At 71.7% G+C, this 26,687-nt stretch carries 17 protein-coding genes; 10 read left to right on the top strand and 7 right to left on the bottom strand.

The window, feature by feature from the left end; all coding sequences use genetic code 11:
- Positions 1 to 16: 16 nt before the first annotated feature.
- Positions 17 to 364: a thioredoxin gene (gene trxA / locus ACFWB8_RS21365; protein WP_385229165.1), complete on the top strand. Its 348-nt coding sequence runs from the start codon at positions 17 to 19 to the stop codon at positions 362 to 364.
- Here trxA and glgB read toward each other — a convergent pair.
- The 4 genes from glgB to ACFWB8_RS21345 all read right to left on the bottom strand — a co-directional run bounded on the left by glgB (position 355) and on the right by ACFWB8_RS21345 (position 7,983).
- The gene (gene glgB / locus ACFWB8_RS21360) at positions 355 to 2,685 is read right to left on the bottom strand and encodes a 1,4-alpha-glucan branching enzyme (RefSeq protein WP_385229162.1); all 2,331 of its coding nucleotides are present in this window, start codon (positions 2,683 to 2,685) and stop codon (positions 355 to 357) included. The genes trxA and glgB overlap by 10 nt on opposite strands.
- A complete protein-coding gene (locus ACFWB8_RS21355) occupies positions 2,682 to 4,142 on the bottom strand; it encodes a maltokinase (protein WP_385229159.1) in 1,461 nt (486 codons plus the stop codon). Before ACFWB8_RS21355 ends, glgB begins: the two co-directional genes overlap by 4 nt.
- Positions 4,143 to 4,297: 155 nt before the next feature.
- Complete coding sequence (gene treS / locus ACFWB8_RS21350) at positions 4,298 to 5,992, bottom strand: maltose alpha-D-glucosyltransferase (protein WP_385229156.1); 1,695 nt, start codon at positions 5,990 to 5,992, stop codon at positions 4,298 to 4,300.
- The gene (locus ACFWB8_RS21345) at positions 5,989 to 7,983 is read right to left on the bottom strand and encodes a maltotransferase domain-containing protein (RefSeq protein ID WP_385229153.1); all 1,995 of its coding nucleotides are present in this window, start codon (positions 7,981 to 7,983) and stop codon (positions 5,989 to 5,991) included. The genes treS and ACFWB8_RS21345 overlap by 4 nt, the downstream gene beginning before the upstream one ends.
- Before the next feature lie 425 nt (positions 7,984 to 8,408).
- Between ACFWB8_RS21345 and ACFWB8_RS21340 the strand changes: the two genes are divergently transcribed.
- The 3 genes from ACFWB8_RS21340 (at position 8,409) to glgP (ending at position 12,781) form a co-directional block, all read left to right on the top strand.
- Positions 8,409 to 8,876, top strand: coding sequence for a hypothetical protein (locus ACFWB8_RS21340; protein WP_385229148.1), 468 nt, complete (start codon positions 8,409 to 8,411; stop codon positions 8,874 to 8,876).
- Complete coding sequence (locus tag ACFWB8_RS21335) at positions 8,863 to 10,008, top strand: hypothetical protein (protein ID WP_385229145.1); 1,146 nt, start codon at positions 8,863 to 8,865, stop codon at positions 10,006 to 10,008. The genes ACFWB8_RS21340 and ACFWB8_RS21335 overlap by 14 nt, the downstream gene beginning before the upstream one ends.
- Before the next feature lie 121 nt (positions 10,009 to 10,129).
- Positions 10,130 to 12,781, top strand: coding sequence for an alpha-glucan family phosphorylase (gene glgP / locus ACFWB8_RS21330; RefSeq protein WP_385229142.1), 2,652 nt, complete (start codon positions 10,130 to 10,132; stop codon positions 12,779 to 12,781).
- A gap of 51 nt (positions 12,782 to 12,832) precedes the next feature.
- On the opposite strand, the gene ACFWB8_RS21325 is transcribed toward glgP, so the two are convergent.
- On the bottom strand, positions 12,833 to 13,840 hold the full coding sequence (locus ACFWB8_RS21325) for an Lrp/AsnC family transcriptional regulator (protein WP_385229139.1): 1,008 nt from the start codon (positions 13,838 to 13,840) through the stop codon (positions 12,833 to 12,835).
- Between the two features lie 158 nt (positions 13,841 to 13,998).
- On the opposite strand from ACFWB8_RS21325, the gene ACFWB8_RS21320 reads away from it, so the two are divergent.
- Entirely contained in the window at positions 13,999 to 15,489 is a 1,491-nt protein-coding gene (locus ACFWB8_RS21320) for a DHA2 family efflux MFS transporter permease subunit (RefSeq protein WP_385229136.1), read from the top strand.
- 218 nt (positions 15,490 to 15,707) lie between these two features.
- Positions 15,708 to 16,226: a hypothetical protein gene (locus ACFWB8_RS21315; protein WP_385229133.1), complete on the top strand. Its 519-nt coding sequence runs from the start codon at positions 15,708 to 15,710 to the stop codon at positions 16,224 to 16,226.
- Between the two features lie 300 nt (positions 16,227 to 16,526).
- On the opposite strand, the gene ACFWB8_RS21310 is transcribed toward ACFWB8_RS21315, so the two are convergent.
- Complete coding sequence (locus ACFWB8_RS21310; protein ID WP_385229130.1) at positions 16,527 to 18,794, bottom strand: M4 family metallopeptidase; 2,268 nt, start codon at positions 18,792 to 18,794, stop codon at positions 16,527 to 16,529.
- A 381-nt stretch (positions 18,795 to 19,175) separates the two neighbouring features.
- On the opposite strand from ACFWB8_RS21310, the gene ACFWB8_RS21305 reads away from it, so the two are divergent.
- Positions 19,176 to 20,660 (top strand): sugar transferase, encoded by a 1,485-nt coding sequence (locus ACFWB8_RS21305; protein WP_385229127.1) that lies wholly within the window; start codon positions 19,176 to 19,178, stop codon positions 20,658 to 20,660.
- A gap of 18 nt (positions 20,661 to 20,678) precedes the next feature.
- Here the strand turns inward: ACFWB8_RS21305 and ACFWB8_RS21300 are convergent, their stop codons facing one another.
- A complete protein-coding gene (locus ACFWB8_RS21300; protein WP_385229124.1) occupies positions 20,679 to 21,620 on the bottom strand; it encodes a GDP-L-fucose synthase family protein in 942 nt (313 codons plus the stop codon).
- Between the two features lie 218 nt (positions 21,621 to 21,838).
- Here ACFWB8_RS21300 and gmd point away from each other — a divergent pair, with 218 nt between their 5' ends.
- The 3 genes from gmd to ACFWB8_RS21285 all read left to right on the top strand — a co-directional run bounded on the left by gmd (position 21,839) and on the right by ACFWB8_RS21285 (position 26,647).
- A complete protein-coding gene (gene gmd / locus ACFWB8_RS21295) occupies positions 21,839 to 22,852 on the top strand; it encodes a GDP-mannose 4,6-dehydratase (RefSeq protein WP_385229121.1) in 1,014 nt (337 codons plus the stop codon).
- A 246-nt stretch (positions 22,853 to 23,098) separates the two neighbouring features.
- Positions 23,099 to 25,882: a LamG-like jellyroll fold domain-containing protein gene (locus ACFWB8_RS21290; protein ID WP_385229118.1), complete on the top strand. Its 2,784-nt coding sequence runs from the start codon at positions 23,099 to 23,101 to the stop codon at positions 25,880 to 25,882.
- 87 nt (positions 25,883 to 25,969) lie between these two features.
- Positions 25,970 to 26,647 (top strand): hypothetical protein, encoded by a 678-nt coding sequence (locus tag ACFWB8_RS21285; RefSeq protein ID WP_385229115.1) that lies wholly within the window; start codon positions 25,970 to 25,972, stop codon positions 26,645 to 26,647.
- Positions 26,648 to 26,687 lie beyond the last annotated feature (40 nt).

The raw sequence follows: 26,687 nt of genomic DNA, 5'->3' as shown, positions 1-26,687 counted from the left end.
AAAGAGGGGGAACACGATGAAGACCAAGGCCCATGGCGTGGCGGAAGTGACCGACGCCGACTTCGAGACCGAGGTGCTCGGCGAGCGCGGGCGGCCCGTCCTCGTGGAGTTCACCGCCGACTGGTGCGGCCCCTGCCGCCAGCTCGCACCCGTACTGTCCGCCGTCGCCGCCGAGGAGGCCGGGCGGCTCAAGGTCGTGCAGATCGACGCGGACAGCAACCCCACCACCGTCACGCGGTACGGGGTGCTGTCCATGCCGACCCTGCTCGTCTTCCGCGACGGCGAGCCCGTGCAGCAGATGGTCGGGGCCCGCGCCAAGCGCAAGCTCCTCCAGGAGCTGGAGGAGCAGATGGCTCAGGCCTGAGGCCGCAGCCAGACCGTCGCCAGCGGCGGGAGTGTCATGCGCAGGCTCACCGGGCGGCCCTGCGCGGGGACCGGCTCGGGGCGCAGCGGGCGGGTGTGGTGGACGCCGCTGCCGCCGTAGAGGTCCAGGTCGGTGTTGAGGACCTCCCGCCACTGCGCCACTTCCTGCGGTACCCCGATCCGGTACCCGTGCCGGACCACCGGCGAGAAGTTCGAGACGCACAGGAGCTGCGAGCCGTCCTGCGCGTACCGAAGGAACGCGAAGACGTTGTCCTCCGCGGCGTCCGCCTCCACCCACGCGAAGCCCTCCGGGACGCTGTCCCGCTCCCACAGCGCGGGCGCCGCCGTGTACGTCCGGTTCAGGTCGCGCACGAGGTCGCGCACGCCCCGGTGGTCACCGGCCGCCGCGTACGAGGAGTCCAGCAGCCACCAGTCGGGCCCGTAGGCCTCCGACCATTCCGATCCCTGGGCGAACTCCTGCCCCATGAAGAGCAGTTGCTTGCCCGGATGGGCCCACATGAACCCGAGGTAGGCGCGGTGCGCGGCCCGCTGCTGCCACCAGTCCCCGGGCATCTTCGACACCAGCGAGCCCTTGCCGTGCACCACCTCGTCGTGCGAGATCGGCAGCACGTAGTTCTCGCTGAACGCGTACACCATCCCGAAGGTCATGTCGTTGTGGTGGTACTTGCGGTGCACCGAGTCCTTCGACGCGTACCGCAGGGTGTCGTGCATCCACCCCATGTTCCACTTCAGGCCGAAGCCGAGACCGCCGCCGTCCGTCGGCCGGGTCACGCCGTCCCACGCCGTGGACTCCTCGGCGATCGTCACGACACCCGGGCAGCGCCGGTAGACCGTCGCGTTCATCTCCTGGAGCAGCGCCACCGCGTCCGGGTTGTCCCGTCCGCCGTGCTCGTTCGGCGTCCACTGCCCCTCGTCGCGCGAATAGTCCAGGTAGAGCATCGAGGCCACCGCGTCCACCCGCAGCCCGTCCACGTGGAACTCCTGGCACCAGTACACGGCGTTGGCGACGAGGAAGTTGCGGACCTCCTTGCGGCCGTAGTCGAACTCCAGCGTCCCCCAGTCCGGGTGCGCCGCCCGCTGCGGATCCTGGTGCTCGTACAGCGGCCGCCCGTCGAACTCCGCCAGCGCCCAGTCGTCGCGCGGGAAATGCGCCGGCACCCAGTCGACGATCACCCCGATCCCGGCCCGGTGCAGCGCGTCGACCAGGAAACGGAAGTCGTCCGGGCCCCCCATCCGCGAGGTGGGCGCGTAGAAGCCCGTGACCTGGTAGCCCCACGAGCCGCCGAAGGGGTGCTCCGCGACCGGCATCAGCTCCACGTGCGTGAAGCCGAGCTCCTGGACGTACCCGGGCAACTGCTCGGCCAGCTGCCGGTACGAGAGCCCCGGCCGCCAGGAGGCCAGGTGCAGCTCGTACACCGAGAACGGGGCCTGGTGCGCCGGCCGGGAGCCCCGGGTCGCCATCCACTGCGCGTCCTGCCACACGTAGTGCGAGGCGACCACCACGGAGGCGTTGGCCGGCGGGACCTCCGTGTGCCGGGCCATCGGGTCGGCGCGCAGGGTGTGCGAGCCGTCGGGGCGCGTGATGTCGTACTTGTACAGGGCGCCCTCGCCGACCCCGGGCAGGAACAGCTCCCACACCCCGGACGAGCCGAGCGAGCGCATCGGATAGGCGACCGAGTCCCAGTACGAGAAGTCGCCGGTGACCCGCACCCCCTGGGCGTTGGGAGCCCACACCGTGAACCGGGTGCCCGCCACGCCCTGGTGCTCCATCGGTTCGGAGCCCAGCGCCGTCCACAGCTCCTCGTGCCGGCCCTCCCCGATCAGGTGCAGGTCCAGCTCGCCCAGCGCGGGCAGGAAGCGGTACGGGTCGTGGATCTCGATCTCGTCGCTGTCGTACGCCACCAGCAGCCGGTAGTCCGGCACCCCGGTCAGCGGCAGCAGCCCGGAGAACAGCCCGTCACCGTCGTCGAAGAGCTCGGCCCGCAGCCCCTTGGCGACGACGGTCACCGCCTTGGCGTACGGGCGCAGCACCCGGAAGGACACCCCGCCCCGCCGGGTACGCGCGCCCAGCACCGCGTGCGGGTCGTGGTGGCGGCCCTCCAGCAGCCGGGCCCGCTCCTCCCCGCCGAGCGCGGGCGCGGGCCGCACCCCGTGGGGAGGGGTGGTGCGCCGGGCCCGGGGCGCACGCGGCTTTCTGGCCGCGCTTTCGGGCTGGGGGGCGGCCTGGGCGGCGGCCTTGGGGGCGGCCTGGGTGACGGCTTCTTCGCGGACGGGCGGTGACGGCTGTCGTGCGGCGCTCACGCGAGCGGCCTCCTCGGGGGCTTCTGACGGGGGTGGGGGTGCGGGGAGATGGAACCGGGGGCGGGCAGGGGCGGCGGCACCCGCGGCACCCGGTGGGCCGGACGCCGGGGCTGCGACAGCCGCCGGATCGCGGCCATCGGCACGTGCAGCCAGTCGGGCCGGTGCCGGGACTCGTAGCGGGCCTCGTACACGGCCTTGTCGGTCTCGTACGCGCGCAGCAGTACGGGGTCCTCGCGCGGGTCGCGCCCGGTGGTGCGGGCGTAGCCCTCGCAGAAGGCGGCCCGGCAGGCGTCCGCCCAGGCGGGGGCGAAGGGCCGGTGCGAGCGGGCGGCGTAGTCGAAGGAGCGCAGTATCCCGGCGATGTCGCGCACGGCCGGTTCGGGGCGGCGCCGGTCGGCCAGCGGCCGGGCCGGCTCGCCCTCGAAGTCGATCAGCGCCCAACTGCCGTCGGCGGTGCGCAGGGTCTGCCCCAGGTGCAGGTCGCCGTGGATCCGCTGGGCGGGCACCCCGGCCCCCCGGGAGGCGGCCAGCGCGTCGAAGGCCCCGCGCAGCCCGGCCTCGTAGGGGCGCAGGGCGGGCACCTCGCGGGCGGTGGCGGCGAGGCGCGCGGTCATCCCGGCGGCGAGCCGGGCGGTCTGCTCGGGGCCGAGCGCGAGGGTGGGCAGGGCGGCGGCGAGCGCGCTGTGCACCTCGGCGGTGGCCCGGCCCAGCGCGTGGGCCTCGGCGGTGAAGTCGGCCCCGGCGCCGAGCCGGCGCAGCGCGAGCTGCCAGCCGTCGTCGGAGCCGCGCAGGTAGGGCTGGAGCACGCCGAGGGTCAACGGTTCTCCACCGGGCAGCTCGGCCTCGTACCAGGCGACCGGTGCGGGCACCCGCGCGCAGCCGGCGGCGGCCAGGGCTCTGGGGAGCTCCAAGTCCGGGTTGACCCCGGGGCCGACCCGGCGGAACACCTTCAGGATGTACGAATCCCCGTAGATCAGCGAGGAGTTGGTCTGTTCCCCGGACAGCGGCCGGGGCGTCAGGCCGGCCGCGACGGGCGCGGCCGGGTCCCGGTCGAAGCGCAGCGGGCCGAGGGCGCCGGGGGAGCGCAACCGTTCCAGCAGCAGGGCCGCGAGCCGGGGATCACCCAGCCCCTCGTACACGGCCCTGCCCGCGTACGGACCGTCCTCGGGGTGACCGATCAGCGCGGGCGCGAGGGCGGGCGGCAGGGACGCGCGGATGCCCAGGAGCAGTTGGTAGCAGTCCCCGTCCACGTCGAGGAGGAGGTGCAGCAGTCCGGGATCGGATCCCGGTGGCAGCAGTTCCGCTGCCGAGACGGCGCGGATCCTGCCGATCGTGCGGCCCTTGCCCGCGAACCAGCGCTGTGCGGGCAGCCAGGCCCGCAGCATCGGTTCGAGCGGGCCGATCCCGGCGGCCCGGTCGGCCGCCAGCCGGCTCCGGGCGGATGCAGCCTCCGACATGGCGTCGCGTCCTTTCCCCGGGCCGTCACAGAATGCGCAGAGTGTCCCGGATGTGCGGCAGTTGCTACTCCGGTATGTGCGAGTGTCGGGTCAGGATGATCCGTACAGGGGCGGGCGATTGACCCATTCGAGCTGCCCGCCCCGTACTCGGCCCGCTATTCGGTGCGCAGCCGGAACCAGTAGAAGCCGTGGCCCGCCAGGGTCAGCAGGTACGGCCACTCGCCGATCGGCGGGAAGCGCACGTCACCGGTGAGCTCCACCGGGACCCGTCCGTTGAACGACCGCAGATCCAACTCGGTGGGCTGCGCGAAGCGCGAGAAGTTGTGCACGCACAGCACCAGGTCGTCCCCGTACTCGCGGAGGAACGCGAGCACCGCCGGGTTCGACGACGGCAGTTCGGTGTACGAGCCGAGTCCGAAGGCGGGGTTCGCCTTGCGGATCTCGATCAGCCGGCGGGTCCAGTGCAGCAGCGACGAGGGCGAGGCCATCGCGGCCTCGACGTTGGTGACCTGGTACCCGTGAACGGGGTCCATGATGACCGGCAGGTTCAGCCTGCCCGGATCGCAGGAGGAGAAACCGGCGTTGCGGTCCGGGGTCCACTGCATCGGGGTGCGGACGCCGTCGCGGTCGCCCAGCCAGATGTTGTCGCCCATGCCGATCTCGTCGCCGTAGTAGAGCACCGGCGAGCCGGGCAGCGACAGCAGCAGGGCGGTGAACAGCTCCATCTGGTTGCGGTCGTTGTCCAGCAGCGGGGCGAGCCGGCGCCGGATGCCGATGTTGGCCCGCATCCGCGGGTCCTTGGCGTACTCGGCGTACATGTAGTCGCGCTCTTCGTCGGTGACCATCTCGAGCGTCAGCTCGTCGTGGTTGCGCAGGAAGATCCCCCACTGGCAGCGGTCCGGGATCGCCGGGGTCTTGGCCAGGATCTCGGAGACCGGGTAGCGGGACTCTCTTCGGACGGCCATGAAGATGCGCGGCATGACGGGGAAGTGGAAGGCCATGTGGCACTCGTCCCCGCCCTTCGCGAAGTCCCCGAAGTAGTCCACGACGTCCTCGGGCCACTGGTTGGCCTCGGCGAGCAGCACGGTGTCGGGGTAGTGCGCGTCGATCTCCGCCCGTACCCGCTTGAGCAGCTCGTGGGTGCGCGGCAGGTTCTCGCAGTTGGTGCCCTCCTCGGCGTACAGGTACGGGACGGCGTCGAGCCGGAACCCGTCGATGCCGAGGTCGAGCCAGAAGCGGAGGGCGGAGACGATCTCCTCCTGCACGGCCGGGTTCTCGAAGTTGAGGTCCGGCTGGTGCGAGAAGAAGCGGTGCCAGTAGTACTGCTTGCGCAGCGGGTCGTAGGTCCAGTTCGACGTCTCGGTGTCGACGAAGATGATGCGGGCGTCCTGGTACTGCTTGTCGTTGTCGGCCCACATGTAGTAGTCGCCGTAGGGCCCGTCGGGGTCCTTGCGGGACTGCTGGAACCACTCGTGCTGGTCGCTCGTGTGGTTCATGACGAAGTCGATGATCACCCGCATGCCGCGCTGGTGCGCGGCGTCCACGAACTCCACGAAGTCGGCCAGGTCGCCGAACTCGGGCAGCACGGAGGTGTAGTCGGAGACGTCGTAGCCGCCGTCGCGCAGCGGCGAGGCGAAGAACGGGGGCAGCCAGAGGCAGTCGACGCCGAGCCACTGGAGGTAGTCGAGCTTGGCGGTGAGCCCTTGGAGGTCCCCCACGCCGTCGCCGTTGCTGTCGTGGAAGGAGCGGACGAGGACCTCGTAGAAGACGGCCCGTTTGAACCAGTCGGGATCGCGGTCCTTGGCTGGGGTGTCCTCGAAGGTGTCGTGGACGGGATCGTTGATCATCATGTGGTGGGTGACCCTCCGGTGGGCGGGGACGGTCGCAGAGCCGCCAGTACGTGCGCGGGCGTGCGGCCCGGCTCTAGGCGCACGTAGTTGGCCCTGCCCCAGTGATAGGTCTCGCCGGTGAGCTCGTCGCGCACCGCGAGGGACCCGTGCCAGTCGAGCCCGAGTACCGGCATGTCCAACGAGACCGTCGCCTCCTGGGTGTGGTGCGGATCGAGGTTGACGACCACCAGTACGGAATTGGCTCCGGCGTGCTTCGAATAGGCGATCACCTGTTCGTTGTCGGTCGAGTGGAAATGGATGTCGCGCAGCTGCTGGAGTGCCGGATTGCGGCGGCGCAGCCGGTTCAGGGAGGTGATCAGCGGGGCGATGGTGGTGCCGTCGCGGTCGGCGGCGGCCCAGTCGCGTGGCCGGAACTCGTACTTCTCGGAGTCCAGGTACTCCTCGCTGCCCTCCCTGACCGGGGTGTTCTCGCAGAGTTCGTAACCGGCGTAGACCCCCCAGGTGGGGGAGAGGGTCGCGGCGAGCACCGCGCGGACCTCGAAGGCGGGGCGGCCGCCCCGCTGAAGGTAGGCGTGCAGGATGTCGGGGGTGTTGACGAAGAAATTCGGCCGCATGACGGCGGCGGACCGGGACGAGGAGAGCTCGGTCAGGTACTCGGTCAGCTCGGCCTTGGTGTTGCGCCAGGTGAAGTACGTGTAGGACTGCTGGAACCCGACGGAGGCGAGCGCGCGCATCATCGCGGGGCGGGTGAAGGCCTCGGCGAGGAAGATCACGTCGGGGTCCGACTTGTTGATGTCCGCGATCACCTTCTGCCAGAAGACGACGGGCTTGGTGTGCGGATTGTCGACCCGGAAGATGCGGACGCCGTGGTCCATCCAGTGGCGCAGGACCCGCAGGGTCTCCTCGACGATGCCGGCCATGTCGGTGTCGAAGTGGATCGGGAAGATGTCCTGGTACTTCTTCGGTGGGTTCTCGGCGTAGGCGATCGTCCCGTCGGCGCGGTGGCGGAACCACTCCGGGTGCTTCTCCACCCAGGGGTGGTCGGGGGAGCACTGGAGGGCGAAGTCGAGGGCGACCTCGATCCGCAGCTCGCGGGCCTTGGCCACGAAGGCGTCGAAGTCCTCGATCGTGCCGAGGTCGGGGTGGACGGCGTCGTGCCCGCCCTCGGTGGAGCCGATGGCCCAGGGCACGCCCGGATCCCAACTCCCGGCGGATAGAGTGTTGTTCGGGCCCTTGCGGTACGTGCTCCCGATCGGGTGGACGGGCGGCAGGTACACCACGTCGAAGCCCATGGCCGCGATGGCCGGGAGCCGCTCGGCGGCGGTCCGGAAGGTCCCGCTGACCGGAGCCGCGCCGGGCTCCAGCACGGCGCCCTCCGAGCGGGGGAACATCTCGTACCAGGAGCCGAAGAGGGCCCGCTTGCGCTCGACCAGCAGCGGCAGCGGCTTGGAGGCGGTGACCAGCTCGCGGTACGGGCGCCTCGCGAGCACCGCGTCCACCTGGGGGGCGAGGGCGGCCGCGTACCGCACGGCGGTGGCGCGCTCCTCGTCGCGCATGGCGGCGGCGGCGGCGAGTACGTGCGCGCGACCGTCCCGCTTGGGGACCTTGGCGGCCGCCCGGTCGTAGAGCTCGGCACCCTCCAGCAGGGTCAGCCCGGCGTCGATACCGGCGGGGATCTTGATCGCCGCATGGGCCCGCCAGGTGGCCACCGGGTCGCTCCACGCCTCGACGGTGTACGTCCACCTCCCCTCGACCTCGGCGGACACGCGGGCCCCCCACCGGTCGGTGCCGGGGGCGAGCTCGCGCAGGGGCACGGGGGGCCGCAGCCGCCCGCTCGGATCTCGGAGTACGACATGGGCGGCGACGGCGTCGTGCCCTTCACGGAACACGGTGGCCGAGATCTCGAAGACCTCGTCCACGACCGCCTTGGCGGGTCTGACGCCGCAGTCGACGGCGGGGCGGACGTCCAGCACGGGAATGCGACCGATCATGATGGGATCACCTGGGGGCAGTTCGCAGGGCTCGGTGACGACAGTCCAGCCGGAGCTCCGGCTGGTCGTGCACGCTCTGTTCGCTCTGTTTCTAGCCGCTCAGTGGACGGCTGGGCTGCGGGCATGGCCGCTCCTGTCCGCGTTCACTCGGGTGGCGGGAGAGGTCGGGGGAGGGTGTGCGGTGCGCGTACCCGGGGAGCCCTTCCCACTCTCACCCGGCCCAATCCGCGTGCTTGGTTAACTACTCGTACGTAGTGGCCGGGGCGTGACCAAGGCCCCTCTCGACATCCGCCGAGGCTCCGTCAAGTCCGCAACGCCTACCCGATGTACATCGAGCCGCTGCCCGTCCCACCCGCCCCGCTCACCCCTCCCGCACCGTCTTCGGGGGTGTCCGCAGAGCCCGCGGGGGCGCGCGACAATGGCGTATGGGCACCAGCGCATGGCAAGAACTCATCACCAACGGGGACCCCCTCGGCGACTTCTTCGAAGGCCGTCCGCCCGCCCTGGCCGGTGTGCGGGTCAGGTCCGTACACCCCGACGGCTGGGGACGGGCCGTGGTGCTGCGGATCGACCTGCCGCGCGAGACGAAGGGGGACACCGTGCAGTGCCACCTGAACTTCCTCGCCGTCGAAGACTTCCGGCTGGACCGGTGGGAGCCCCCGGCGACGGCCGACGTCACCCTCACCCCGACCACCGGGCAGCGGCTCGCGGTCACCGTGCGAGGGCAGCGGATCGCACTCGCCTTCGGCGCGCACCGGGAGCTGCACGTGACGCACGTCAGCGTCCACCGGGGCGACGAGACCGGGCCCCGGGAGTTCACCGGCGCCGTGGACCGCAGGCTGTACCCCGTGCTGCCGCCGACCACGGCGAGGACCTTCTATGAACACCCCTGACTGGGCCGCCGGCGAGCTGCTCTACGTCCACCTCGACGAGCGCGGCCCGTCCGTCACCCTCGGCTTCGAGTGGGACAGGCCCGCCGGGTACCACCACCTCAAGTTCCTCGTCTTCGACGCGGTGACGCAGGTCCGGGCGGCCGGCCTCGGCAGCCCGGTGCCGCACGAGGTGACCGCCGCACCCGGGCCGGACGGGCGCCTCGACGTCCGCGTCACCGGACCGGCCCTGACCCTGACCTTCCGCGCCGGCTCCCTGCGCGCCCCCGACCCCGCGGCCCTGGACCACGTACGCCGGCTGCGCGCGCCCGACGGCGCGCTGCGGGCGGCGGCCGCGCGGGAGGCCGCCGGCGTGGCCTGGGCCCCCGAGGAGGAGCGCTTCCTGGCCGCGGCGCTGGCCGAGACCACCCGTACGGAGGACGACGCCGATGCCCTGGCGGCGCAGCTCGCCGCCCTGCCGGCCTTCGAAACGGCCCTGGCCGACCGGGCCCTGGACGGCCTGACCCGGATACCCTCCGAGGCCCCGGCCCTGCGCGGGCTGCTCGCGCGGGCGGCCCGGCTGGGGATCGCCGAGCCGGTGGAGCCCGCCGGCGCGGCGACCCTGGCCGTGGTGCGCTGCCTGCGCGGGGTGCCGCGCCCCGGTCTGGCCTTCCGTACCCCGGCCGGGGAACGGGTGGTGCTCGAGCGCATCGAGTTCCACCGCCGGGCCGTCGACCGGCTGGACCCCTCCTGCTCCGCCCGGGTGCTGCTGTCGGGGCCCGGAGCCCGGACGCTGGGCCAGTGGGACCGGCTGGACGCCGACTCCGCGCTCTTGCGCCACGTACGGCGCCTGCGCGCGGCCGACCCGCGGGCGCGGGAGGCCGCCGCCGACGAAGCCTCGGACTGGCCCGACTCCTGGGCCCCGGACGAGGGCGGCGCCCTGTGCGCCGCGCTGGCCCGCGCCGCCGCCCGGGAAACGGACCCCACCGCGCTGGAGTCCGAGCTGGGCGCCCTGCTGCGGCTCGCCCGTTTCCTGGACGCGCCCGCGCTCGCGATCCTGCGCACCCTGCCGCCCGAGTCCCTCCCGGACCCCCTGCGCCCCTACCTGTCGGACCTGTTGGACACCCCGCCCCGGGAACCGGGCCCGATCGGCTAGACGCCCCCTTGAGGCGCCATGGCCGAGCCGAGGCCGTCTCGCTAGCCTTCCGGGGGTGATAGGCGGGTGCACAGCGTGGTGCGGCCGCTCCGATCCGTAATCCCCTGCGAAGGTGGAACACGTGAAGGCTATCCGTCGATTCACCGTGCGCCCCGTACTCCCCGAGACCCTCTTGCCGCTCGCCGATCTCGCGCGCAATCTGCGCTGGTCGTGGCATGCGGAAACCCGCGAGCTGTTTCAATCCGTCGATCCCGAGGGCTGGCAGGCAGCCGGCGGTGATCCCGTCCGGCTGCTCGGTGCCGTTTCCGCCGCGCGGCTGGAGGAGCTGGCCGGGGACCGGCGGTTCCTGCGGCGGCTTGCCGTCGTCGCCGCCGACCTCGATGACTACGTCCACGGCGGGAGGTGGTACCAGAGCCACGAGGCCGGCGCGGAGCTGCCCGCCTCGATCGCCTATTTCTCCCCCGAGTTCGGGATCACCGCCGCCCTGCCCCAGTACTCCGGCGGGCTCGGGATCCTCGCCGGGGACCACCTCAAGTCCGCCAGCGACCTCGGTGTGCCGCTCATCGGCGTCGGACTGCTCTACCGGCACGGGTACTTCCGCCAGTCCCTCTCCCGGGACGGCTGGCAGCAGGAGCACTACCCGGTGCTGGATCCCAACGAACTGCCCGTCTCGCTCGTGCGCGAGGAGGACGGGGTGCCCGCCCGGGTGTCCCTGACCCTCCCCGGCGGGCGCTCCCTGCACGCGCACGTCTGGCAGGCCCGCGTCGGCCGGGTGCCGCTGCTGCTGCTGGACTCCGACGTCGAGGACAACGACGCCGTCGCCCGGGAGGTGACCGACCGGCTCTACGGCGGCGGCAGCGACCACCGGCTGCTCCAGGAGATGCTGCTCGGCATCGGCGGGGTGCGCGCGGTGCGCACGTACTGCCGGATCACCGGGCACCCCGATCCCGAGGTCTTCCACACCAACGAGGGCCACGCCGGGTTCCTGGGGCTCGAACGCATAAGGGAACTGGAGGGACAGCGGGGGCTCGGCTTCGACGCCGCCGTCGAAGCCGTCCGCGCCGGGACCGTGTTCACCACGCACACGCCCGTCCCCGCCGGGATCGACCGCTTCGACCGGGCTCTGGTCGCCCGGCACTTCGGGGACGGCGGCGAGCTGTCCGGGGTGCCGGTCGAGCGGATCCTGGAGCTCGGCGCGGAGACGTACCCCGGCGGCGACCCCGGGGTGTTCAACATGGCGGTCATGGGGCTGCGCCTGGCCCAGCGGGCCAACGGCGTGTCCACCCTGCACGGCGCCGTCAGCCGGGAGATGTTCGCGGGGCTGTGGCCCGGCTTCGACCCGGCCGACGTGCCCATCACCTCGGTCACCAACGGGGTGCACGCCCCGACCTGGGTGGCCCCCGAGGTGGTCCGGCTCGGCGTCCGCCAGATCGGGGCCGGGCGCACCGAGGACGCGCTGTCCGTCGGCGGTTCGCAGCGCTGGGACGCCGTCGCCGACATCCCCGACCAGGACGTGTGGGACCTGCGCCGGGTGCTGCGGGAGCAGCTGGTCCAGGAGGTACGGGACCGCGTGCGCGCGTCGTGGCGCCAGCGCGGGGCCGCCGAGGCCGAACTGGGCTGGGTGGACTCCGTACTCGACCCGGACGTGCTGACCATCGGCTTCGCCCGGCGCGTGCCCTCGTACAAGCGGCTCACGCTGATGCTGCGCGACCCGGATCGGCTGCGCAGGCTGCTGCTGGACCCGGACCGGCCGGTGCAGATCGTCGTGGCGGGAAAGGCGCACCCGGCCGACGACGGCGGCAAGCGGCTCGTGCAGGAGCTGGTGCGCTTCTCGGACGACCCGCGCGTGCGCCACCGGATCGTGTTCCTGCCCGACTACGGCATGGCCATGGCGCAGAAGCTCTACCCGGGCTGCGACGTCTGGCTGAACAACCCGCTGCGGCCGCTGGAGGCCTGCGGGACCAGCGGGATGAAGGCGGCGCTGAACGGCTGCCTCAACCTGTCGGTGCTGGACGGCTGGTGGGACGAGTGGTTCGAGCCGGACTTCGGCTGGGCCATCCCGACCGCCGACGGCCTCGGCACGGACGAGGACCGGCGCGACGACCTGGAGGCGAACGCCCTCTACGACCTGATCGAGGGCCGGGTCGCGCCGCGCTTCTACGACCGGGCCGGCCGCAGCGGGCTTCCCGTGCGGTGGATCGAGATGGTCCGGCGCACCCTCGTCTCGCTGGGGCCGAAGGTGCTGGCGGGACGGATGGTGCGGGAGTACGTGGAGCGCCTGTACGCGCCGGCCGCGCTGGCCCACCGCGCCCTCGGCCCGGACGCGGCGCGGGACCTCGCCTGGTGGAAGGGCCGGGTCCGGGCGGCTTGGCCGCAGCTGCGGGTCGAGCACGTGGAGGCGCTGGCCGCGGGGCCCGTCAACGGCACCGCCGAACTCGGGGCCACGCTCACCCTGCGCGTGCAGGTCTTCCTCGACGCGCTCGCGCCCGAGGACGTGGAGGTGCAGGCCGTCGCCGGGCGGGTCGACGCGCAGGACGTCATCCGGGACGCGCGGACCTTCCCGCTCAAGCCGGCCGGCGGGCCGGACCTGGAGGGCCGCTGGGTGTACGAGGGCCCGCTCGCCCTCGACCGTACGGGGCCCTTCGGTTACACGGTACGGATCCTGCCGGCGCATCCGCTGCTGGCGACCCCGGCCGAACTGGGCCTGGTCGCCGGGCCGGTGGCCACGGACGCCGGCGACCCGGCCGCGGGGGCCGGCGTGGTGCTGCGCTAGCGGCACGCGCGCGGGTCAGGGCGCTCGGCAGGGCGCTCGTCAGGGCGCGGATCAGGGGGCGGGCGGCGGGTCGATCAGCCGCCCGTCCTCCACGAGCATCCCGGCCCGTTTGATGTTCTTCAGGGTCGGGATGACCTCCATCTGCCGGATCCCGGGCACCGCGCCGATCCGTTGGGTCAGGTACGTGTACAGGGCGTCGGTGTCCCGGCAGATCACCACGGCCAGCAGGTTCGCGGCCCCGGTCACGGCGGCCGCGAACGGCACCTCGGGGTGGCTGCCCAGCGCGGCGCCCGCCTCCGCGAGGCTCGCCGGGTCCACGGTCAGCATCAGGGTCGTCTCCGCCTCGTACCCGAGCGTGCGCGGCACGATCTCCACGTCGAAGTACATGGCGCCCTGCTCGCGCAGCCGCTCCAGCCGGCGCCGGGCGGTGGACTCCGACAGGCCGGTGGCCCGGGCCAGTTCCGGGTAGCCGGCCCGGCCGTCCTGCCCGAGCACCGCCAGCAGGGCCAGCTCCGTGTCGTCCAGCCCGTACCGCGGCCGCGTCCCCGGCGCCGGCGGCCGGGGCGGCTCCAGGGCGGCGACCTGGCCGGGGCTCAGCACGTCCAGGCCGATCCACCGCTCGGGGCCGCCGCTGAACATCCGCAGGAGGGTGTGGGCCGTCACCCCGGTCACCCGGCGGGTGCGCGGCAGCTTGTCCAGCAGCAGGGCGTCGCGGTCCTCGCGGGTCCGGGCCTTGGTCATGCAGTGGATGTCGGTGCCGCCGGAGCAGAGGTTCACCCAGGCGATGTCGGGGCGGCGGGCGAGCGCCTCCGCCACCGCCGGCGCGGCGTCCGGCGCGCACTGCACCCGGAGCCAGGACTCGAAGAGGCCGACGCGCCGGCCCATCGGCAGTCCGACGACCCGGGCCAGCCCGCTGCCGCGCAGCCGGCGGTAGCGGCGCACGACGGTCTGGTCGGATACCTCCAGTACCTCGGAGAGACGGCTGAAGGACGCTCGACCGTCGATCATCAGCGCCTGGATCAGGGCTTGATCGAGGGTGTCCATTTCCACGGGATCCATGCTTTCCATCATGACAGGGCCTGCGGTGATGGAAATCCGGCAGGTTCGGGGCCGTGGCTGTGGGTATCGCGGTAGCGGCTGAGACCTTGAGGTCAGCGGAAGTCCTGCCGGACACTGCTGTGCACGTACTCCGACTTCTGACCCCGAGGAGACCTCCCATGCGTAAGTGGCTGCCGTTGACCGCGGTGTGCCTCGGGGCCTTCATGCTCCTGGTCGACGTCACGATCGTGACCGTCGCCCTGCCGGACATGGCCGCCGACATGCACACCGGATTCGCCGAGCTGCAGTGGGTGATGGACATATACGCCCTCGCGCTCGCCGCCCTGCTGCTGGGCGCGGGCTCGCTCGCCGACCGGATCGGCCGGCGCCGCGTCTACCTCGGCGGGCTCGGCCTCTTCGCCGCCGCCTCCCTCGCCTGCGGCCTGGCCGACGGCCCCGGCGCGCTGATCGCCTTCCGCGCCGTCCAGGGCGTCGGCGGCGCCGCGATGTTCGCCACCACCATGGCCCTGCTCAGCGCGGCCTACCAGGGCCGGGACCGCGGGGTCGCCTTCGGCGTCTGGGGCGCGGTCAACGGCGCCGCCGCCGCGGCCGGCCCGATCGTCGGCGGGCTGCTGACCGAGCAGTTCGGCTGGCGCTGGATCTTCTTCATCAACCTCCCCGTCTGCGCGCTCGCCGTGTACGTCACCCTCAAGGCCGTCGCCGAGTCCCGCAACCCGCGGGCCCAGGGGCTCGACCTGCCCGGCATGGCCACCTTCACCGCCGGCGCGGGCGTCGTCACGTACGCCCTGATCCGGGTCGGCGAGAACGGCTGGAGCTCCGGCACCACCCTGGGCCTGTTCGGCCTCGGCGCGGTCGCCTTCGCCGCCTTCGTCCTCGTCGAACTGCGCAGCTCACGCCCGATGCTGGACCTCTCGCTGTTCCGCAGCCCGACCTTCGTGGCCGTCATGGCCGCCGCGCTGCTGATGTCCGGGGCCGCGTTCGGCTACCTCATGTACGTGTCCATGTGGCTGCAGTCCGCCGAGGGAATGGGCCCGGTCGGCGCGGGTCTGGTGCTGGTGCCGCTCAGCCTGGCCGCCTTCTTCGTCTCCGCGGCCTCCGGAAAGCTGCTGCACGGGGCTTCTCCGCGGCTGACCATCGGCGGCGGGCTGCTGCTCATCGGGATCGGCGCGCTGCTCCAGGGCTGGATGCTGGACGCCGGTGACGGCTGGGTGGCGCTGCTGGCGGGCATGATCGCCACCGGTGCGGGCGTGGGCCTGGCCTCCCCGGCGCTGGCGGCCGCCGCGATGGGGGCGGTGGCCCCGGCCCGGGCGGGCATGGCGGGCGGCGCCCTGAACACCGCGCGGCAGCTCGGCATGGCTTTGGGCATCGCGGTGCTCGGCGCGGTCTTCCAGGCCGGGCTGAGCGACGGCCTCGGCGGCTCCGGCCAACCGCACGGCACGGCCGAGGCGTTGGCCACCGGGCGGGCGGGCGAGCTGCTGCACGCGGACCCGGGGGCCGGGCAGTGGATCGAGGCGGCCTTCGCGAGCGGGCTGAAGGACACCTTCTGGGTCTCGGGAGTCATGGGACTGGTGGGCGCGCTGGCCCTGTTCGTGCTGGTCCGCCGGCCGGCTCCGGCCCGGGCCGCGACCCCGGAACGCGCCGCCGCCTGAGCGTCCCGGCGCGTGCGCCCCGCACCCCGTCCGGGTCCGGGGCGTACGTGTACGCCCCCTCGGCGTTGCGGCGTTCGGCCCGCCCGGGCGGCCCGTGAGGGTGAACCTTCGAACGCGCTGCGCATGCTGAATCGTTTCAGCAGTTCCGTCCGCTCCTACGCTTCCGGCGGATGTCACCGGACCCGACATCCTCGGAACCCGAGAAACGGACTCCTTTCATGCGTCTTCGCACCACCGCCGCGGCGGCACTCGCCGCCCTCGCCCTCATCCTTCCCACCGCGGGGCAGTCCCTGGCCAACGACCACGACGACGACCGCAACAGCCTGGGCGAGCTGCGCTACCGGTACACCGACGAGGACGGTGACACGCGCCGCGGCCGTATCGAGCCCGCCGACAACGACACCTGCTACCGGCTGACGCACGCCTCGGGGGGCCACCCGGCCTTCGAGGTGCGCAACGAGACCGAGTCGCTGGCGCTGCTCTTCGAGGACCGCAACTGCGGCGGCGAGGCCGTGGAGGCCCTGCAGCCGGGCGAGCGGGCGCACGACTTGGAGGTCCGGTCGGTCCTCTTCAAGCCGACCCGCCACCACAACAACAACAACCACAACAACCAGAACGACAGCGACGACGAGGGCCGCCACGACGCACGTCACGACCGTGACGACGACGAGGACCGCCGCATGAACAACGCCGACCAGAACGACCTCTTCGGCAGCGTCTTCCGCTCCATCGGCTGATCCACCGGTTCCCTGCGCGAAAGGGTCCGGCGCCCCACCCTGGGGTGCCGGGCCCTTTCGACGTCCGGCGTGGGGCCGCCCGAGCAGCTCCTCGCGCAGGTGGCGGGCCATCCCGGACTCCTCGCACAGGGCGAAGGTCCCGGCCCCGGGGGGCAGGTCCCGTACGCCCGAAGGGCCGGATGGGACACGGCGCATGGAACACGGCGCATGGAACAGGGCCGCCCGGGGAGGTCTGCTCCCGGGCGGCCCCGTGGTCTGTCTGTTCAGCTCTGCTTCATTTCCGGCCCTGGTGGGGTCGGGTCAGAAGGTGAGCTTCCAGCTGTCGATCTTGCCGGTGTCCAGGTTCGCGTTGTCGTTGACCCGGAGCTTCCAGACGCCCTGGGCGACCTCGGAGGACGCGTTCACCGTGTAGCTCTTGACGATGTTGTCCGCACTGCCGCCGGAGCGGTTGTGCAGGTTGTAGACACTGCCGTCCGGGGCGACCAGGTCGACCTTCAGGTCACCGATGTAGGTGTGGACGATGTTGACGTCCACCTTGAGGGTGCTCGGCGCGTTGCCGGTGCGGGTCACCGTGATCGGGGAGTCGACGGTCGCGTTGTCGGCGATCGCGTAGTCGGCCGTGTTCTCGAACACGTTCTGCTGGCTGGTCCCGACGGTCCAGGTGAAGGACGCCGTCCCCGTCTGGGAGGCGGAGTCGGTCACCGTGACGGTCACGTTGGACGTGCCCGCCGTGGTCGCCGTACCCGAGATCAGACCGGTCGAGGAGTTGATCGACAGGCCGGCCGGCAGGCCGGTCGCCGCGTAGCTCAGCGCACCCGGGTTGGTGCTGGTTGCCTGGACCTGCAGGCTCACAGCGGTGTTGATCTGGGTGGTCTGGTTGGCGATCGCGGTGACCGAGACGCCCTGCTGCGGAGGCCGGGCACCGACGGCGATGCCGGCCCAGGCGTTGGCCACGTTGTTGTACGTGACCGAGTTCGCGCCGTACAGGTCGGCGGCGGCCTGGAGGGTCGCCGTACGGGCGGCCGCGTAGTTGGTGTTCGACTTGAAGTAGCCGACCGTCAGCGCGCGGAACCAGATCTTCGCGGCGGCGTCGCGGCCGATCGCGGTGACCGGGAGGTTGTCCGAGGTCGGCGAGTTGTAGCTGACGCCGTTGATGACCTTGGCGCCGGAGCCCTCGGACATCAGGTAGAAGACGTGGTTCGCCGGACCCGAGGAGTAGTGGACGTCGATGGAGCCGATGCCCGAGTACCACGCGTCCTTGGAGCCGCCGTCCTTGCTCGGCTTGTCCATGTAGCGCAGCGGGGTGCCGTCGCCGTTGATGTCGATCTTCTCGCCGACGAGGTAGTCACCGACGTCGGACGGGTTGTTGGCGTTGAACTCGACGGCCGCCGCCATGATGTCGGAGGTCGCCTCGTTCAGGCCGCCGGGCTCGCCCGAGTAGGTCATGTTGCCGGTGACCGAGGTCAGACCGTGGGTCATCTCGTGCGCGGCCACGTCGATGGACGTCAGCGGGTGCGTGTTGCTCGTGCCGTCGCCGTAGGTCATGCAGAAGCAGGAGTCGTCCCAGAACGCGTTGACGTACGCGTTGCCGTAGTGGACCCGGCTGTAGGGGGCGACGCCGTCGTTGCGCAGGCCGTTGCGGCCGTGCACGTTCTTGTAGTAGTCCCACGTCAGCTGGGCGCCGTAGTGGGCGTCCGCGGCGGCGGTCGCCCGGTTGGAGGCGGCGCCGTTGCCCCACACGTCGGTGGTGTTCGTGAAGAGCGTGCCGGTGCCGGAGCTGCCACCGTTGAGGTCGTAGGTCTTGTGGCTGCCGCGCCCGGCGTCGGTCAGCGTGTAGTTGCTGCCCGACTGCGAGGAGCCCAGCGTGACCTGGCCGCTGTACATCGTGTTGCCGGTGCCGGTCTCGATGGCCTGCCACTCGGTGATCTTCGCGCCGGTCTTGGCGTTGGTGATCACGTGCAGGGCGCTCGGGGTGCCGTCGTGCTGGAGGCCGCCGACGATGGTCTCGTAGGCGAGGACCGGCGCGCCTTCGGCCGCCCAGATCACCTTGCGGGCGCCCTGGGACGGCTTGGCGTCCTTGGCACCCGCCGAGTTGGCGGCGGAGATCGCGGCACCGTCGGCCGCGGCCGGGGTGACGGTGGCGGAGGTGTCCGCCACCTTGATCTCGTGGTTGGTGGCCTTGGTGACGCTCTTGGTGGCGCCGTCCTTGGCGTGGACGGTCAGGTCACCGCCGAGCACGGGCAGACCGTCGTAGGTCCGCTCGTAGGTGGTGTGCGTGGTGCCGTCCGCGTCCTTGACCACGTCGCGCACGACGAGCTTCTCGCCGCCGCCGAGGCCGAGGGCCTTGGCCGCCTGCGCGGTGGTGGAGTTGGCCTCGGCGAGGAGCGTCGCACGCTCCGAAGCGCTGAGTGCGCGGTTGGCGGCGCCCGGGTTGGGCTGAGCCGAGCGGGCCTGCGACGCGGTGACGTCGGCGGATGCGGTTCCGGCCTGTATGCCGACGGCGAGCAGCGCTGCCGCGGCAACGAGCGCGCCGGCCGCGGTGGCACGCCTCTGGGGGGTGGGACTCAACGCAGACTCCTTCTGCAAGGGGGGTTCCGGACGGCTGGGTGGGCCTCCGGGCAGATCAGGGCTGGTGCGATGAACGGTCGAAGAGTGCCACCTGTGGGCGCTGATGTCAGGGCCGCGTCAAAAGGTTGGCTGGAAACAGTTCGTTGTCCGAAGAGACGCATCCGGTATCCGAACCATTCACCTTCGTGTGGGACGTGGGAGTCCAACATTCGGAACGGTTGATACCGGTTGCTAACGCTTGAGCAACGAGAGGTCTCGTTCACGCAAACGGCATCTACCGTACGGGCGTTTGTCGTACTGTTTCCCGGTGCGCCAGATGTCCGCTGCCCGGGGAAGCCGCAGACACGCGCCACTGTCATAGACCACGTGCCAGGGGGGCCCATGAGGCATGTCCATTTTCCTGCGCAAAGAGTGGCCGGAACGGCTGCTGATTCGTCGAGGGCCGCTCTGCCCGCGCGTCGGCTCGGAGACAAGGCCCGCTGGTACCTGCCCGCCGCAGTCACCGCCGATTTCCTCGGCGCGGCCGTTCCCGTGGGACTCGTCTTCGAGGCCGCGCAGCAGGTCCGGCCGGCCTACTGCGCCGTCGGCGCCGCTCTGGCCTGGACCGCGGTGCAGGCGATGCGCCGGCGCTACGCGTCCCGCGTGCTCGGCGAGTCCCGCGGCGTCATGCCCGTCGTACACGACTGGCTGATTCTCATCGGAGTCCTCGCCGTCGCCCGGGTCGTGACCGGCGAGAGCACCCCGCGGCTGTCCGCGCTCGGAGCCCTGCTGCCCGCCCTCCTCATCACCGTCGCCTGCCACAAGCTGACCTACCGCCACCTCTCCGCGGCCCGCCGCGAGGCGCACGCGGTGAGCCGGGTGCTCGTCATCGGCGAGCCCGACGCCGCCGAGACCGTCATCGCGCACCTGGCCGCGCGCACCGACCACCCGTACGTCGTCGTCGGCGTGGTCCCGGTCGGCGCCGGCTCCATGGTCAGCGGGGTGCCCGTGGCGGCCCGGCTGGACACGGACATGCCGCAGGCCCCGAACGGCGACTCCGTCGCCGTGCTCGGAGCCGTCGCCAGCCACCACGCCGACCTGGTGCTCGTGGCGCCGGGGGTGCGGATCGGCGGGGAGCGGCTGCGCCGCGTGGCGTGGGCCCTGCACGACGCCGGGCTCGAACTCGCCGTCTTCCCGGGGCTGGTGGAGGTCTCCGTCAAGCGGCTGGAGACCCTGACCGCGGGCGGGCTGGCCGTGCTGCGCGTGGTGCCGCCGCTGAGCCGGGGCGTGCAGACCGTCCTGAAGTCGGTGCTGGACCGCGTGGGGGCCGCCCTCGGGCTGGTCGTGCTGTCGCCGCTGTTCCTCGGCATCCTGCTGGCGATCCGGGCGGGCTCGCGCGGCCCCGCCTTCTACCGGCAGCGGCGCATCGGCCGCGACGGGGTCCCGTTCGTCATGTGGAAGTTCCGCACCATGGTCGTCGACGCGGACGCGCGCAAGTCGGAGCTGTCCGCGGCCAACGAGAACGACGGCCTGATGTTCAAGATGCGCCGCGACCCCCGGGTGACCCGGGTGGGCCGGCTGCTGCGCCGTACGTCCATGGACGAACTGCCGCAGCTGTTCAACGTCCTGGCCGGACACATGTCGCTGGTCGGCCCGCGGCCCCCGCTGCCGGAGGAGGTGGCGCAGTACGACGAGGTCGAGCTCCGCAGGCTCACCGTCCGGCCGGGGATGACGGGGCTGTGGCAGATCAGCGGACGGTCCGACCTGTCCTGGGATGAAACGATTCAGCTTGATCTGCAGTACGTCGACAACTGGTCCTTCACCAGCGATGTCGACGTCATGGGCCGTACCCTCCGCGCCGTCGTCGACGGTCGCGGAGCGTACTGAGAGGCCGCTGCTTTGCGATCAGCCCTGCTCGCGCCACCACCGGTAGGTGGAGGCGATGCCGTCCCGCAGCGGGATCCCCGGCTTCCAGCCCAGCGAGGTCAGTCGGCCGACGTCGAGGAGCTTGCGCGGGGTGCCGTCCGGCTTGGAGGTGTCCCAGGCGAGCCGGCCCTGGAAGCCGGTCACCTCGGCGACCGTCTCGGCCAGCTCCTTGATGGTCAGGTCCTCGCCGCAGCCGATGTTGACGGGCTCGTCGCCGTCGTAGCGCTCCAGCAGCACCGCGCAGGCCGCCGCCAGGTCGTCCACGTGCAGGAACTCCCGGCGCGGAGTGCCCGAGCCCCACAGGGTTACCTCCTCGCGGCCTTCGGCGGCAGCCTCGTGGAAGCGCCGGATGAGGGCGGGCAGCACGTGCGAGGACTCCAGGTCGAAGTTGTCGCCCGGGCCGTAGAGGTTCGTCGGCATGGCCGAGACGTACGAGGCCCCGTACTGCTTGCGGTACGACTGGACCTGGACGATGCCGGCGATCTTCGCGAGGGCGTACGCCTCGTTGGTCGGCTCCAGCGGGCCGGTCAGCAGGGCGTCCTCCCTGATCGGCTGCGGGGCCAGCTTCGGGTAGATGCAGGAGGACCCGAGGAACAGCAGGCGGTTCACGCCGGCGGCGTGCGCGCCGGCGATGACACTGAGCTGGATCTTGAGGTTGTCCTCCAGGAACTGCACCGGATACGTGCTGTTTGCCATGATCCCGCCGACCTTGGCGGCGGCCAGCACGACGGCATCGGGTCGGGCGTCCTTCAGGTACGCCCCGGTCGCGGCGGCGTCGCGCAGGTCGAGGTCGGCCCGGCCCCGGGTGAGCACCTCGTGGCCGTCCGCGGTGAGCCGGCGGACGACCGCCGACCCCACGAGGCCGCGGTGGCCGGCGACGAAGACGCGAGCGTTCGGGGGCAGGAGCGGCGAACTTGTCATACCGCCGATGATGCCAGTCCGTTCCCGCGCGCTGCGGGGCAGCCCCGCGCCCGACCGAATCCGCCGCAAAGGCGGCCGGACCGGGCGTGTACGGTACCCATCCAGCCCCCGGGCCCTGGCCCGTACGCTCGGCGCGTCCCCCTGCCGGGGCCTGCCGCGCACACTCCGAGGCGCAGCCTCACCACACCACGAACAGCAACCACCACCAGGGGGACCCCATGGGCAAGACCGCGCTGATCACCGGCGTCACCGGGCAGGACGGCTCGTACCTCGCCGAGCTCCTGCTCTCCAAGGGCTACACGGTGCACGGGCTCGTGCGGAGGTCCTCCAGCTTCAACACGGAGCGGATCGACCACATCTACCAGGACCCGCAGACGGCGAATCGTTCCTTCGTGCTGCACCACGCGGACCTGTCCGACGGGGTCGCGCTGGTGAACCTGCTCCGCGACATACGCCCCGACGAGGTCTACAACCTCGGCGCCCAGTCGCATGTCCGGGTCTCCTTCGACGCGCCCCTCTACACCGGTGACGTGACCGGCCTCGGCGCCCTGCGCCTGCTGGAGGCGATCCGGGCCAGCGGGGTCGACACCCGCATCTACCAGGCCTCCTCCTCGGAGATGTACGGGGCCACCCCGCCCCCGCAGAACGAGGGCACCCCCTTCCACCCGCGCAGCCCGTACGGCGCCGCCAAGGTCTTCGCGTACTGGACGACGGTGAACTACCGCGAGGCGTACGACATGTTCGCCGTCAACGGGATCCTCTTCAACCACGAGTCCCCGCGCCGCGGCGAGACCTTCGTGACCCGCAAGATCACCCGCGCGGTCGCCCGGATCCAGGCCGGCCTCCAGGAGAAGCTCTACCTCGGCAACCTCGACGCCGTCCGCGACTGGGGCTACGCCCCGGAGTACGTGGACGCCATGTGGCGCATGCTCCAGCAGGACGAGCCCACCGACTACGTCGTGGCCACCGGCGTCGCCGCCACCGTCCGCGAGTTCGTCGAGGCCTCCTTCGGCCACGCCGGGCTCGACTGGAACGAGCACGTGCGCTACGACCCCAAGTACGAGCGTCCCAGCGAGGTCGACGCCCTCATCGGGGACGCCTCCAAGGCCCATGAGCTGCTCGGCTGGAAACCGACGGTCCTGGTGGCGGATCTGGCCAAGATCATGGTCGACGCCGACATCCGCCAGGTCGAGGACCAACTGGCGGGCGTGACGGTCCGCATCGACCGCTGAGGCCTTATATTTCCCCTACGCTTTGCCGTGTCCCGGTCATTCACATGGTTCTCTGCGGGTGTGACCGGGGCAAAGCTGCCGTATGTCCGTAGTGCACCCTCCATGCTGACCCCTGTTGATTCCAAGTTGGTATGCAATGGGTCAAGCGAGGTGACCGGGCCCTCACGTGAGCCCTAGTCTGCGCCAGTACATATGGCTGATCGGATAGTTCCAGCCATCAAACCGGGCGATTGCCCTGGGGGGCTCATGCGTAGATCCAGAGGGCTGACTGCTGCCCTCGTCCTGTCACTGGCCGGTGCCGGCACCGGCATAGGCCTGGTGCTGATGCCCGAGGCGTCAGCCATCACGGCGCCGGTGGCATTCACCGCCGACAACCTGCCGACCTGGCAGCCCAACGGCATCGTCTGGGCGATGGCCCAGGCGAACGGCACCGTCTTCGCCGGCGGTACCTTCTCCGCGGTCCGTCCGCCGGACGGCGCCGGCAGCGGCGCCGAGCAGGAAGCCGTGAACTTCGTCGCCCTCGACGCCGCGACGGGCAACCCGACCTCCTGCAAGCTCGCCTTCACCATCGGCGACGGCACCGCAACCGTGCGCACCCTGACCGTCTCGCCCGACAACAAGACGCTGTACGCGGGCGGCTACTTCGGCGCGGTCAACGGCACCCCCGTCTCCAGCGTCGCCGCGATCGACATCGCGACCTGCACCCCCAAGGCCTCGTTCCACCCGAGCTTCCCCGCCACCGTGCGCGCCCTCGCCGTCACCGGCGACACCGTGTACGCGGCCGGTGACTTCGGCACCGTCGAGGACCAGACCCGCGAGCGCTTCGCCGCGGTCGACGCCACCTCCGGTGCGCTCAAGCCCTTCACCGCCAACGCGGACGAGCCGGGCCGCGCCATCGCCGTCACCCCCGACGGCAAGAACGTGCTGCTGGGCGGCGACTTCTTCTCGGTCAACGGCGCCAACACGCACGCGCTCGCCGTGGTGAACTCCACCACCGGCGCGGTCGCCAAGACCTACACCAACATCCCGTCGAACTCGGTCGTCAAGTCGATCGCGACCGACGACACCGGCTTCTACACCGGCAACGAGGGCTCCGGCGGCGGCGTCTTCGACGGCCGCATCGGCCTGCGGCTCAGCGACTTCAGCGAGAAGTGGCGCGACCGCTGCCTCGGCGCCACGCAGTGGGTCCTGCCGTACGAGGGCGTGCTCTACAGCTCCTCGCACGCGCACGACTGCACCCTCAACGGCGAGTGGACCGACGGCAAGCGCAACTTCCTGCTGGCCCAGCCGACCGACTACGAAGGCGCCGCCCCCGCGCCCGTGGACGGTTTCGTGGCCAGCCCGCGCAAGCTCGGCTGGCACCCCACCGCCAACGACGGCCTCGGCGAGGGCATCGGCCCGCGCGTCATGGCCGTGGCGCAGAAGAACGACGTCAAGTACATGTGGGTCGGCGGTGAATTCACCCAGATCAACGGCAAGCCGCAGCAGGGTCTGACCCGCTTCGCCTCCACCGGCGACGTCGGCGCCCCGACCACCCCGGTCGCCAGCGCCGCCGCCGTCAAGCCGAACGAGGTCCAGGTCCGCTGGCGCACCAGCTACGACCAGGACGACAGCAAGCTGACGTACCGCATCTACCGCAACGGCTCGGCCACGCCGATCGCCTCGGTGGTCGCGGACTCCGTCGAGTGGGAGCGCCCGCAGGCGTCCTGGATCGACGCCACCGCCAAGGCCGGCCAGTCCTACAGCTACCGGGTCACCGCGACCGACGGCGCGGGCAACACCAGCGCCCTGTCGGCCTCCGTCTCCGTGACGGTCCCGACCTCGGTCCAGACGTACCCGAACCAGGTCCGCGCGGACGGCGCCAACCTGTACTGGCGCTACGACGACACGGTCAGCCCGTTCGTCGCCGACTCCTCGGTCAGCGGCAACACCAGCGGCATCCAGGTGAACGCCCCGGCCCTGCGCCAGACCCCCGGCGCCGTCACCGGTGCCAGCACGGCGATGGGCTTCAACGGCACCAGCCAGTTCGTCTACAGTGACCACCGCCAGTCGGTCGGCACCTCGTACACCATCGAGACGTGGTTCAAGACGAACACCACGCGCGGCGGCAAGCTGATCGGTTTCGGCAACGACTCGGACAGCAGCAGCGGCTCGTACGACAAGCAGCTCTACATGACCAACACCGGTCGCCTGATCTTCGGTGTCTACAACGGCTCGGCCCGGACCATCTCCACCGGTCTGTTCGACACGTTCAACGACAACAAGTGGCACCACGTGGTCGGTACGCAGGGCCCCGCGGGCATGGCGCTGTACGTGGACGGCCAGTCCAAGGGCACGCTGAACGTCACCAACTTCACCCCCTACGCCGGTTACTGGCACGTGGGCGGCGACAACCTCGGCAGCTGGCCGACCCGGCCGACCAGCAACTTCTTCGCCGGTCAGATCGACGAGACGGCCGTCTACCCGACGGCGCTGTCCCAGGCCCAGATCAAGAACCACTTCGATCTGGCCAAGGCCCCCTCCGACTCGGTCTCCAAGGTCTCCGCGACCGAGGACACCTACGTCAACCAGGGCGCCCCGAGCACCCCCAACGGCGCGGCCACCTCCCTCGCGGTGCGCGGCAGCGGCTCGGTGTACGAGACGTACCTGCGCTTCAACCTCCCGGCCGCCCCGGCCGGTCAGGTCCTGAAGGCCGCCTCGCTCCAGATCAAGACCACGACCCAGGCGGGTGCCGGCTCCGCCGACACCGTCTCCGTGGTCCCGGTCACCGGCAACTGGAGCGGTGACAGCACCACCTTCACCACCAAGCCCGCCGTGGGCGCCCCCGCGCTGGGCACCATCTCGGCGGTGCCGGACGGCTCGGCGATCCAGAGCGTGCCGCTGGACACCACCGCGCTCTCCGCGGTGCTGAACTCCAGCTACAGCCTGGGCCTGACGAGCACGGGCACCGACCCGCTGTGGATCTGGTCCTCGGAGGCGACGGCAGCGGACGCCGCACCGCAGCTGGTCCTCACCTTCGGCCCGAAGTAACCGTCTGACGACAGTGCGGGGCCCGGCGCGCAAGCCGGGCCCCGCACCCCTGTTCACCGAGTACCCAGTAAGTACGGGAGCCACCTGATGTACCGACGCTCCGCAGCGGCTGCTGTTCTGCTGGCCGCCGCCCTGACCCTGACCGCCTGCAGCTCGGACGGTGACGGCAAGGCCGACTCCGGCGCGGCCAAGGCGAAGCCGCCGGCCTCCTCGTCGGCCCCCGACCCGGCGGACGCCCCGGCGCCGGCCGCCTCGCCCGAGGCGAAGCCGACGGGACCCGTTCTGCCGGACGCGAAGCTCACCCCCAAGACGGGCAGCTTCAAGGAGAACGAGAAGAAGTACCTGAGCGGCCGGGTCCCCGAGAAGATGGACCCGGCGGCCGTCCTGCAGACCGGCCAGGAGTCCTGCCAGCGGGTGGAGCGCACGGCCAAGCGTGACAAGGACGCGGCGGTCGGGTCCATCGTCGCCGGGGAGATCCCGGGCGCGAAGGACGCGATCACCTACCTGTGCCCGGAGCAGAAGCCGATCCTCGCCGCGGCGGAGAAGGGCTTCCCCGACGGCACCCGGCAGTCGCCCGCAGCGGGCTCGTACCGCGCGCTGACCCAGGGCTCCACCTGTGTGTGGGAGGCGAAGGGCAAGGACGGCGCCGTTCTCGCGTCGGGCCCCGAGGCCCCCGCCAAGGCCGGTGACAAGATCACGGCCAACGTCCCGGCCGGCACCGCCCAGTTCACCTCCACGGGCTGCTACGCCTGGATCCCCGCGTAGGGGCGCCGCGTCGTACGCAAACGCCGCCGCGGACCGGATT

The organism is Streptomyces sp. NPDC060031, from assembly GCF_042736805.1.
Taxonomy (GTDB): Bacteria; Actinomycetota; Actinomycetes; order Streptomycetales; family Streptomycetaceae; genus Streptomyces.
This window is presented reverse-complemented; position numbering and strand designations above follow the sequence as displayed.

Bases quoted from the DNA above. Each gene is read 5' to 3' on its own strand.
- trxA (WP_385229165.1), top strand. From the start codon at position 17: ATGAAGACCAAGGCCCATGGCGTGGCGGAAGTGACCGACGCCGACTTC.
- ACFWB8_RS21355 (WP_385229159.1), bottom strand. From the start codon at position 4,142: ATGTCGGAGGCTGCATCCGCCCGGAGCCGGCTGGCGGCCGACCGGGCC.
- treS (WP_385229156.1), bottom strand. From the start codon at position 5,992: ATGATGATCAACGATCCCGTCCACGACACCTTCGAGGACACCCCAGCC.
- ACFWB8_RS21345 (WP_385229153.1), bottom strand. From the start codon at position 7,983: ATGATCGGTCGCATTCCCGTGCTGGACGTCCGCCCCGCCGTCGACTGC.
- ACFWB8_RS21340 (WP_385229148.1), top strand. From the start codon at position 8,409: ATGGGCACCAGCGCATGGCAAGAACTCATCACCAACGGGGACCCCCTC.
- ACFWB8_RS21335 (WP_385229145.1), top strand. From the start codon at position 8,863: ATGAACACCCCTGACTGGGCCGCCGGCGAGCTGCTCTACGTCCACCTC.
- ACFWB8_RS21325 (WP_385229139.1), bottom strand. From the start codon at position 13,840: ATGGATCCCGTGGAAATGGACACCCTCGATCAAGCCCTGATCCAGGCG.
- ACFWB8_RS21320 (WP_385229136.1), top strand. From the start codon at position 13,999: ATGCGTAAGTGGCTGCCGTTGACCGCGGTGTGCCTCGGGGCCTTCATG.
- ACFWB8_RS21315 (WP_385229133.1), top strand. From the start codon at position 15,708: ATGCGTCTTCGCACCACCGCCGCGGCGGCACTCGCCGCCCTCGCCCTC.
- ACFWB8_RS21305 (WP_385229127.1), top strand. From the start codon at position 19,176: ATGAGGCATGTCCATTTTCCTGCGCAAAGAGTGGCCGGAACGGCTGCT.
- ACFWB8_RS21300 (WP_385229124.1), bottom strand. From the start codon at position 21,620: ATGACAAGTTCGCCGCTCCTGCCCCCGAACGCTCGCGTCTTCGTCGCC.
- gmd (WP_385229121.1), top strand. From the start codon at position 21,839: ATGGGCAAGACCGCGCTGATCACCGGCGTCACCGGGCAGGACGGCTCG.
- ACFWB8_RS21290 (WP_385229118.1), top strand. From the start codon at position 23,099: ATGCGTAGATCCAGAGGGCTGACTGCTGCCCTCGTCCTGTCACTGGCC.
- ACFWB8_RS21285 (WP_385229115.1), top strand. From the start codon at position 25,970: ATGTACCGACGCTCCGCAGCGGCTGCTGTTCTGCTGGCCGCCGCCCTG.